General features: G+C 71.1%; 7 protein-coding genes. 3 read left to right on the forward strand and 4 right to left on the reverse strand.

Annotation, left to right across the window (positions count from 1 at the left end):
• Window positions 1–115 precede the first annotated feature (115 nt).
• The 4 genes from ACZ63E_RS32885 to ACZ63E_RS32900 all read right to left on the reverse strand — a co-directional run bounded on the left by ACZ63E_RS32885 (window position 116) and on the right by ACZ63E_RS32900 (window position 5,511).
• Window positions 116–1,792 carry a peptide ABC transporter substrate-binding protein gene (locus ACZ63E_RS32885; RefSeq protein WP_465340090.1) on the reverse strand — a complete coding sequence of 559 codons (1,677 nt, stop codon included), beginning with the start codon at window positions 1,790–1,792 and terminating at the stop codon, window positions 116–118.
• 32 nt (window positions 1,793–1,824) lie between these two features.
• Complete coding sequence (locus ACZ63E_RS32890) at window positions 1,825–3,042, reverse strand: acyl-CoA dehydrogenase family protein (RefSeq protein WP_465313417.1); 1,218 nt, start codon at window positions 3,040–3,042, stop codon at window positions 1,825–1,827.
• A 217-nt stretch (window positions 3,043–3,259) separates the two neighbouring features.
• A complete protein-coding gene (locus ACZ63E_RS32895; RefSeq protein WP_465340091.1) occupies window positions 3,260–4,090 on the reverse strand; it encodes an isocitrate lyase/PEP mutase family protein in 831 nt (276 codons plus the stop codon).
• 35 nt (window positions 4,091–4,125) lie between these two features.
• Window positions 4,126–5,511 (reverse strand): AlkA N-terminal domain-containing protein, encoded by a 1,386-nt coding sequence (locus ACZ63E_RS32900; RefSeq protein ID WP_465340092.1) that lies wholly within the window; start codon window positions 5,509–5,511, stop codon window positions 4,126–4,128.
• A gap of 199 nt (window positions 5,512–5,710) precedes the next feature.
• On the opposite strand from ACZ63E_RS32900, the gene ACZ63E_RS32905 reads away from it, so the two are divergent.
• The 3 genes from ACZ63E_RS32905 (at window position 5,711) to ACZ63E_RS32915 (ending at window position 9,102) form a co-directional block, all read left to right on the forward strand.
• Window positions 5,711–6,007, forward strand: coding sequence for a putative quinol monooxygenase (locus ACZ63E_RS32905; protein ID WP_465313414.1), 297 nt, complete (start codon window positions 5,711–5,713; stop codon window positions 6,005–6,007).
• Between the two features lie 251 nt (window positions 6,008–6,258).
• On the forward strand, window positions 6,259–7,494 hold the full coding sequence (locus ACZ63E_RS32910) for an MFS transporter (protein ID WP_465340093.1): 1,236 nt from the start codon (window positions 6,259–6,261) through the stop codon (window positions 7,492–7,494).
• A 276-nt stretch (window positions 7,495–7,770) separates the two neighbouring features.
• Window positions 7,771–9,102, forward strand: a complete 1,332-nt coding sequence (locus ACZ63E_RS32915) for a helix-turn-helix domain-containing protein (RefSeq protein WP_465340094.1) — start codon at window positions 7,771–7,773, stop codon at window positions 9,100–9,102.
• Window positions 9,103–9,320 lie beyond the last annotated feature (218 nt).

Genomic DNA, 9,320 nt, shown 5'->3' on the forward strand with positions numbered 1-9,320 from the left:
GGAGTTTCGCCTACCCCGCGCCGACCATAAGAACCCCCCCCTGGGGACCGTCCATTTTGCTCCTTTTTTTGTTTTGGGGCCCGCCCCCCCGGGCCCCCGCCCCCCCGCACAGGTGTTACTTGCTGACGGTGACGCTGAACAGGTCGAGCTCGCGGAACTGGGTCGGCTGGACGTTGTGCAGGCGCGACGCCCAGGCCGCGGTGCCGGACTGCCACCAGATCGGGATGGTCGGCATGTCCTGCAGCACCAGCTTTTCCGCCTGCTGGTACAGGGCCTGGCCCTGCTTCTGCGACGGGGCGGCGTCGGCCTGCTTGAGCAGGTCGTCGACCTTCGGGTTGGAGTACTGGCCGACGTTGGAGGCCGCGCCGGTGCGGAACAGCGGGTTGAGGAAGTTCTCGATCGACGGGTAGTCCGCGACCCACGCCGAGCGGTAGATGCCGGTGACGCTGCGGTCGTTGAGCTTCTTGCGGAAGTCGCCGAGCGTGGTCTGCGGGGTGAACTTGCAGGTGCGGCCCAGCGAAGCCTGGATCTGCTTGCAGATGACCTCCATCCACTCCTGGTTGCCGGAGTCGATGTTGGACGTCAGCTCGATGTCACCCTGGAAGCCCGAGGCGTCGAACAGCTGCTTGGCCTTCTGCGGCTCGTAGGTGCACAGCTCGCCGCACTGGTTGTCCAGGTGGCCCTGCACGTTCGGGGCGACCAGGCCGTCGGCCGGCGTGCGGCCGCCGTTGAACACCTGCTGGATCAGGGCCTTCCGGTCGATCGCCATGGAGATCGCCTGGCGGAACTGCGGGCTGTCGTAGCGCTTGTCGAACAGCGGGAACGCGATCGCCTGGTAACCGAGGTAGGTGTAGGTCTTGCGCCGGTCCTCGGGCAGGTCCTTCTTGATCTTGCCGCCCTGCGTCGACGTCCACGGCGTGAACGAGAGGAAGTCGAGCTTGTTCGCGATGACGTCGGCGTAGGCCTTGTCCAGGTCGGTGTAGAAGCGGAAGTCGATGCCGCCGATGTTCGGCTTCTGCGAGCCCGAGAAGCCGTCGAACCGCTTGACGACGAGGTCCTTGCCCGGGGTGTAGGAGTCGAACTTGAACGGGCCGTTGCCCACCGGGTGCGCCTCGAAGGCCTTGCGGTCGGCGAAGAAGCTCGCCGGCATCGGGAAGAACGCGGCGTAGCCGAGCTGGACGCCGAACTCCGAGAACGGCGCGTCGAGCGTCACGGAGAAGGTGCTGTCGTCGACCAGCTTCAGGCCGGACAGCTCCTTGGCCGCGGGCAGGTTCGCCGGCTGCTTGCCGTCGGCGGTCGCGTTGTTGACGTCCGCGAAGCCCACGACGTGCGAGAAATAGCTCGCCCCGGCCATCAGGTTGGGGGAGTAGGCGGTGTAGTTCCACGCGTCGACGAAGCTCTTCGCGGTCACCGGCGTCCCGTCGTGGAACTTCCAGCCCGGCTTGAGCTTGATGGTCCAGACCTTCGAGTCGGTCGTGGTGATCGAGTCCGCGACGGCGTTGCGCGGCTCGGCCGTCTTGGCGTCGTACTCGATCAGGCCGCGGAAGAGCGTGCCCAGCACGCTGATCCCGCCGACCTCGGTGGTGTTGCCGGGCACCAGCGGGTTCGCCGGCTCGGTCTCGCTGTAGCTGATGACGGCGTCGCGGTCGATGTTCGCGTCGGTGGCGGCGGCCGGGGCCGCGGCCCCGACGTCCTTGGGCGGTGCGGTGGTGTCGCCGGTCGGGGTGCTGCACGCGCTGAGCGTCACGGCCAGCGCGGCGGCCGCGCACAGGGCGGCCCGGAACTTTCGCATCGGTCTCTTCCTTCGGTGGGGGCGGATGTGCTTCAGCGCTGCGCCGAGGTGATGCCGAGCGCCAGCGGGAATGCGGGGCGGCCACCGAGCAGGTGGGCGCCGGCGGTCTGCAGGATGCGGTCCTGCGCCACGATGTGCTGGCACATCGTCGTGGTGTCGCGCAGCCAGCGGTCCAGCGGCGAAGGCCGGTAGATCGCGGACGTCTGCAACAGGTCGTACAGGCGGGTCACGATGGAGCGCGCGGTGCGGAACGCGTGACGCCGCGACAGCGGCAGGGCGGCCCGTTCCGCCGGCGTCAGGTCGTCGAGGGAGCCGCCGGCGGACAGGACTTCGTGCTGGCGCCGCAAAGCCCCGTAGACGCCGTGGCGCGTGGCGGCGAAGTCGGCTTCGCAGTCGGCCAGGGTGATCTGCGTGCGGTAGTCGTCGGCCCGGCCGGCGGTGACGGCGGCGTCCCGGGCGTGGTCGAGCGCCGCCCGGGCGACCCCGAGCGCGACCCCCGGCATGTTCCGCATGTGCACCTCGGGCTGGGCCAGCGGGCCCGTGCCGCCCCGCACTTCGGCGAACGTGAGCGCGCGTTCGGCCGGCACGAAGACGTCGGTGATCGTGTAGTCGCAGCTGCCGCTGCCGGCCAGGCCGGTGGTGTGCCAGGTGTCGACGACCTCGACGTCGGATTTCGGGACCATCAACAGGATCGAGTCGTGCGCCGACCCGTCCGCGCCGGGTTCGGGCCGGCCGTCGCGGTAGAGGAACGCGCCGGAGATCACCCAGTCCGCGTGCGTCACGCCGCTGCCGAACTGCCAGCGGCCGGTGAGCCGGTAGCCGCCGGGCACGATTTCCGCGCGGCCGTTGGGAAAGAGCAGCCCGGCGGTCACCATGTCGAGGTCGGGGAACATCTCGTCGGCGACGGCCCGGTCCAGGAACGAGGCGTACAACCCGGTGTCCGACCCGATCATCGCGCACCAGCCGGCGCCGGTGTCACCGTAGGCGAGGGCTTCGACCACTTCGGTCTGCTCGATCGACGTGAGCTCGGGACCACCGCGGTCCCGGGAGAACCCCATCCGGAACACGCCGGTGGCGCGCAGCAGCTCCACGACGTCGGCGGGCAGCCGGCGGGCCTGTTCGATCTCGTCGGCCCGCTCGCGCAGCACCGGGGCGAGCGCCTTGGCCCTGGCCAGGATCTCGGCGGCGGTCGAAGGCGCGGCCAGGTCGTCGCCACCGGGGCGGGCGGGCAGCGGCTCAACGACGGTCATCACATCACTTCCTCACGGGGGTCGAGTTGCTGGTCGCGGACTCGGTCCGTACCGCGTGGAAGTCATTCAAGCCACCGGGTGGATTGGCAGAAACCCTTGTCCACGCTGGAAAATCAATAGCGCATGAATCAGGTTGACAGCGTGGCCCGCACACAAAAAAGAGCCGCGACGGGACCGGGAGGTCTCGTCGCGGCTCTTGCGACCCGCTGGGGGAAGGTCAGCGGGTGACGGCGCTGTTGACCGCGCCGAAGTCCAGGCCGCCCTCGAGCGCGCCGTAGGTGCCCTTCTCGAGCAGCTCCGCCGCCGCGCGCTCGGCGACCGCGTACGCGGCCTGGGCGATCGCCGTGCCGACGCTGATGCGCCGGACGCCCACCGCCTCCAGCTCGGCCACCGTGGGCGCGCCGGGCCACACCATCACGTTGACCGGCAGCGGGCTCTGCTCGACCAGCGTGCGCAGGACCTCGAGGTCGATCAGCCCGGGGACGAACAGGCTGTCGGCGCCCGCCCCCGCGTACGCGCCGGCGCGGGAGAGCACCTCGTCGAGGCGGCCTTCGGGCTCGCCGATCCCGAAGAGGTAGACGTCGGTGCGGATGTTGATCCACAGCTCGGGCAGCCCGGCCTCGGTCGCCGCGGTGCGGGCCGCGCGGACCCGCTCGACCTGGGCGCCGACGTCGAACAGCGGGCCGCCCGGGGCGGTCGAGTCCTCCAGGTTGACCCCGACCGCGCCCGCCTCGACGACCGCGCGGACGGTCGCGGCGACGTCTTCGGCGGACGGCCCGTAGCCGCCCTCGATGTCCGCGGTCACCGGGACGTCGACCACCCGCACGATCCGGGCGACCAGCTCGGCCATCTCCTCGCGGGTGAGGCCGTGGCCGTCGGGGCGGCCCGCCGACCACGCCACCCCGCCGCTCGTGGTGGCGATCGCCGGGGCGCCCGCCCGCGCGACGATCGCCGCGCTGGCCGCGTCCCAGGCGTTCGGCAGCACCAGGGTGCGGTGGTCGTGCAGGGAGCGCAGGGTCTCGGCGAGGCCGCGCTGGGTGCTGTGCATGGATCTCTCCTCAGTGTTCTTCGTCGGTGCCGAAGTCAGGCGACCGGGACGGGCACGCCGGCCGCGATCAGGTGGGACGCGGCGAACGCGCGCCACGGCTGCCAGCGGGCGGCCAGCTCGACGCTGTCGTCGAGGATGCCGTTGTCCAGCAGCGCGGTGCAGAGCGTCCGGTCGGCGCCGGGGAACGCGTCGGGGTAGCCGCGCCGCAGCGCGATCTGGTGGGCCGTGCTCTCGCCGAGCCCCGGCACGCCGGTGAGCGCGGTGACGAAGTCCGCGAGCGGCGGCCCGGCGTCGAGCAGGGTCTCGTCCGCGGCCACGGCTTCGGCGAACGCGCGCAGCGTCCGGGCGGTCGTCGCCGGCAGCCCGGCGGCGGCCAGGTCCGCGGTGGCGAGCACCCCCGCGGACGGGAAGAGGTGGGTCAGGCCGTCGTCGAGCCCGGACACCGGCTTGCCCGCCACGGTCACCAGCGCGGCCAGCTGCCGCCGGACCCGCGGCCGGGCGCTGTACTGGCTCAGCACGGCTTCGACGGCGACCTCGAACATGCCCCACGCGCCCGGCACCCGCAGCCCGGGCCGCGCTTCGACCAGCGGCGCGATCACCGCGTCCCCGGTGAAGGCCGCCTTCGCGGGCCGGGTGTCGGTGTCGACGCCGAACATCGCCCCGACCCGGTCGACGACGTGGATCAGGCCTTCCCAGAACGGCAGGTGCGCCCGCAGCAGCAGGTGGTCGTCACCGCCCCGCTCGACCTCGATGACCCCGGCCTCGCCGTCGAGGCTGATCGTGCGCCGGTAGACCCCGTCGCGCACCGACTCGACGCCGGGCACGGCGTGCTCGTCGAGGTAACAGGCGAGGGTGTCCCAGTCCAGCGGCGGGGAGAACGGGAGGCGCATGGCCAGGCCGCCGTCGGCCGCGAGCCGGTCGGCCCGGCGGCGCCGGTTGCGCAGCTCGACCGGGGAAGCGCGGAAGACGAGCTTCATGTCGCGGTTGAACTGGCGCAGGCTGCCGAACCCGGACGCGAAGGCGACGTCGGCGACCGTGAGGTCCGAGTCGTCGAGCAGGCGCCGCGCGAAGTGGGCCCGGCGGGAGCGGGCGAGCTGGTCGGGCGTCACGCCGAGGTGGTCGTTGAACAGCCGGCGCAGGTGCCGGGGCGACACGGCGAGCCGCTCGCCCAGCCCGGCTTCGGTGCCGGTGTCGAGGGCGCCCGCGATGATCATCTGCACCGCGCGGCAGACGAGCTCCGGCGCGTCGGCGCCGACCGGGCCGGCCACCCGGTAGGGCCGGCAGCGCAGGCAGGCGCGGAACCCCGCCGCTTCGGCCTCGGCCGCCAGCTCGAACGTCCGCACGTTCTCGGCCAGCGGCTTCGCGCCGCACCCCGGCCGGCAGTAGATGCCGGTCGTGACGACGGCCGAAAAAGTTGTCATGCCCCAGATGTAGGGGATCCGGGGCCGCGGCGCTAGCCACATCCGGACATGACAGCAAGCAACTCGATGACCGGCTTTCCGGTGACCGACTCCCGGCGGCATCGTGTCCGGATCTGGCGAGACCGCTCCGGCGGATCTCGGCCAGAGTTCCCTCCGAGCCGCGACGCGCTCCGGCGTCGCACTACAGAGAGGTTTCCCCATGCTGGCGAAGGTGTTCCCCATCCCCCTCAAGCCGGGCAAGCAGGCCGAGGCCGAGAAGCTCGTGGAGGAGTTCGCGCCGCTGGGGCCCGGTCAGGAAGAGGGCACCGTCTCCTTCCGCGTGTACCGCGACCCCGCCAAGACCGACTACCTGCTGTTCGTCGAGCACTTCGCGGACCAGGCCGCCTACGACGCCCACACCGGCTCTTCGGCCTACCAGAAGCTGATCGCCGGCCAGTTCGCCGACCTGATCGTCGAGTTCGTCGAGATCGACCACGAGCTCGTCGTCGCCCTCTGACCCGGGCCTCCCGCGCGACCCACGGCCGGATGCAGCAACCGCTGCGTCCGGCCGGTCGCATGCACGGCGGATTCCGCGGTATTACCTACACGTTTCGGGTGAACTCGCAACTCGGAGCGGGCTGAGTTTGATTTTCCGGTACAGACAAGTCTCCCGGTCAACTCCCGCGGCGGCTGGAATGGGCACGTCCGCACTCCGGTGAAGCCGAATCGGTGCGGCACAACCCATCCGCTAGCCCTGGAGGCACGGCCGTGACCGAGACCATCAACAAACCCGCCGGTGTGCTGGCGGTCCTCCGCCGCACCCCCACGCCGGTCCGCTACCTCCTCGCCGGGGTGCTGGTCAACCAGCTCGGCGCGTTCGTGCAGACCTTCATGGTGCTGTACCTGACCGTCCGCGGCTTCTCCGCGGGCCAGGCCGGGGTGGTCATCGCCGCCTACAGCGTCGGCTCGATCCTCGGCGGGCTCGTCGGCGGCGAGCTGGTCCACCGCGTCGGCCCCCGCGCCACCATCACGACGGCCATGGTCGGGTCGGCCGTCGTCCTCGCGCTGGTGCCGTTGTTCAGTCGCCCGGCGCTGTTCGGCCTGCTGATCGCCGGCCTGCTGCTGGCCGGTCTCGCGACCCAGAGCTATCGCCCCGCGGCCGCCATCCTGCTCAGTGAGATGATGCCCGCCGACGACCGCGTGATGGCATTCTCCATGATGCGGATCGCGCTCAACCTGGGGGCGGCGCTCAGTCCGCTGGTCGCCGCGGCGCTCATCCTCGTCGACTGGAACCTGCTGCTGTGGTTCGACGCGGCCACCGCCGTCGTCTACGGGCTGATGGCGGTCCGGTTGCTGCCCTCGGTCAAGATCGAGCGGGAGGTCGTGGAGCCGGGTGAACGCCGGTCGGGCGGAACGCGCCGCGCGTACGCCACCTTGTTGCGGGACGGGCGGTTCGGGTTCTTCCTGGCCTCGGTCCTGCTCGGGTCGATCATCTACGTCCAGTACACCGTCGCCCTGCCGTTGAAGATCAGCGCCGAGGGGCACTCGACCGGGCTGTACAGCGCGGTGCTCGTCACCGCGTCGGTGGTGCTGATCCTGTGCGAGCTGAAGATCACCGCCTACGTCACCCGGTGGCCGGGGTACGTCGCCGCGACCGCGGGCACCGCGCTGATGGGCCTCGGGGTGGCCGGCTTCGGGATCAGCGGCGGCTCGGCCGTGGCGCTGGTGGCGTGCACGATCGTCTTCGTCTTCGGGATCATGGTCAACGGCCCGACGATGTTCGCTTACCCGTCGTCCTTTCCCGCCGCGGTGAAAGCGCGGTACATCAGTGCCCACCAGGCCACTTTCGGATTGGGAATGGCGCTGGGTCCGCTGTTCGGGGTCACGGCGTGGGTTGCGCTGGGTAACGGCGTGTGGTGGTTGTGCGGAGTGCTCGGGATCGTCGCCGCCCTCTGCGCGTTCCTCGGCATGACAGCGTCGCGTACGCGGGTTGTCACGGCCTGAGCAAGGCCCGGTTCCCTGATGGAGTAACCGGGTCATCGGCCGTTCGGGCTCACCCGGCGGCCGGTGACCCGGATGGTCTCCGTTCACCGCAACCATTCGGCCGTAAATCGGGCCGCCCCAAGAGGCAATTGTTGCACTTTAAAGAAGCATGAAACTGGCAACGTCTTAACTCTGCGTGCAAGTCGTTCACACGAAAAGCCTAACGTGACCCCCGAACGGCGGTAGAGACCGGACATCGATTCGGAGACGCTAAGTGAGTTAGGGGAAGGAAACGTCATGGGCAGACCCGAAAAGCCGGTCAACGCAGCAGGTGGCGTCGCAAGCCAATTCGCACAGGAACTGAGGGCCTTGCGCGCACAAGCGGGAAATCCGACATATCGTGAAATGGCACGATCCGCGATGTTCTCATCGTCTGTTCTCTCGAGCGCGGCGAGCGGCAACCGCATGCCGTCGCTGCAGGTCGCGCTGGCCTTCGTCGCGGCGTGCGGCGGAGACGAGCAGACCTGGCGGCAACACTGGTACGCCGCGACGGGAAGCTATCCGGAGCCCTCCTCGAGAGGGCGGAAGGAAAGACAGCCGTGGCTGCGCTGGCGCGGGGGCGACCTGCCCCACCCGGCGCAGCTGCCCCAGCGGCCGCGGGGGTTCACCGGCCGGGCGGCGGAGCTGGCCTGGCTGAGGACTCCGGGGGACACCCCCGTGGTCATCAGCGGGCCGGCCGGGGTGGGGAAGAGCGACCTGGCCCTGCACTACGCCCACGCGGCCGCCGCCGAACGGGCCGACGGACAGCTCTACGCCGACCTCGGCGGCCCCCGGCACGGGGGAGCGGCGCCGCCGGCGCCGGCACTGGCCGACGTCCTCGACGGACTGCTCCGGGCACTGGGGGTACCCGACGAACAGCTGGGAGGGAGCTTCGACCACCGCGCCGGTCTGTATCGCACACTGCTGGCGGAACGGCGGTTGCTCGTCCTCCTCGACAACGTCAAAGACGAGTGCCAGGTGCGGCCGCTGCTCGCGGAGACCGCGACCAGCACGACCCTGCTGGTCAGCCGCAACCGGCTGCTGGGCCTGCGGGACGTCCGGCGCCTGCAGCTCGCCCCGCTCTCCCGCGGTGACTCGATCGCCATGATCACCGCCGCGGTGCCGCACTTCGCCCTCGCCGGCGGCGCGGAGCGCGACCGGCTCGCCGAGTTCTGCGGCGACCTGCCGCTGGCGCTGGACATCGCGCTGCGCAAGATGGCCTCCCGTCCGCACCTGACCCTGCGGGGCGTGGTCGAGCAGTGGTGCGACCACGGGCAGGCGCTGGACTGGCTGAGCATCGGCGACCTGTCGGTGCTCGAGACGCTGCGGTCGGCGTACCGCACGCTGAGCCCGGCCGCCCGTGTGATGCTGTGCCGGCTCGCCCGGTCGCCGGCGGGGGACCGGATCGCCGTCGCGACCGAACGCGACGAGCAGCTGGTGGAGGAGATAGCCGACGCCGGCCTGCTCGCCCACTGGCACCACGGGGCCGACGAACGGCTGCTCTCCCCACTGGTGCGGGCGTTCGTGCTGGGACCGGCCGAAACCGTGGACCACGAGCTCACCGTCGCCGGCTCCGCGCCGGCGGCCTGACCACAAGGGGCAGGGTTCCGGCCAAGTCGGATTCGCGCGGCCGAGCGGCCCTCGGCGACTACCACCCCCGCGGCGGCGGCCCGCGTCTCAACTCGCTCCGACCGCGACGTTTGTGTCGGGGGGGGGGGGGGGGGGGGGGGGGGGGGGGAGAACCACCCCCCCCCCCCCCCCCTGAAAAACAGGAGGGGGGAGGGTAGGGGGGGACACCCCCCTCCCTG

This window comes from Amycolatopsis sp. NPDC104819 (assembly GCF_055583145.1).

Bases quoted from the DNA above. Each gene is read 5' to 3' on its own strand.
- ACZ63E_RS32890 (WP_465313417.1), bottom strand. From the start codon at position 3,042: ATGACCGTCGTTGAGCCGCTGCCCGCCCGCCCCGGTGGCGACGACCTG.
- ACZ63E_RS32915 (WP_465340094.1), top strand. From the start codon at position 7,771: ATGGGCAGACCCGAAAAGCCGGTCAACGCAGCAGGTGGCGTCGCAAGC.
- ACZ63E_RS32900 (WP_465340092.1), bottom strand. From the start codon at position 5,511: ATGACAACTTTTTCGGCCGTCGTCACGACCGGCATCTACTGCCGGCCG.
- ACZ63E_RS32885 (WP_465340090.1), bottom strand. From the start codon at position 1,792: ATGCGAAAGTTCCGGGCCGCCCTGTGCGCGGCCGCCGCGCTGGCCGTG.
- ACZ63E_RS32905 (WP_465313414.1), top strand. From the start codon at position 5,711: ATGCTGGCGAAGGTGTTCCCCATCCCCCTCAAGCCGGGCAAGCAGGCC.
- ACZ63E_RS32895 (WP_465340091.1), bottom strand. From the start codon at position 4,090: ATGCACAGCACCCAGCGCGGCCTCGCCGAGACCCTGCGCTCCCTGCAC.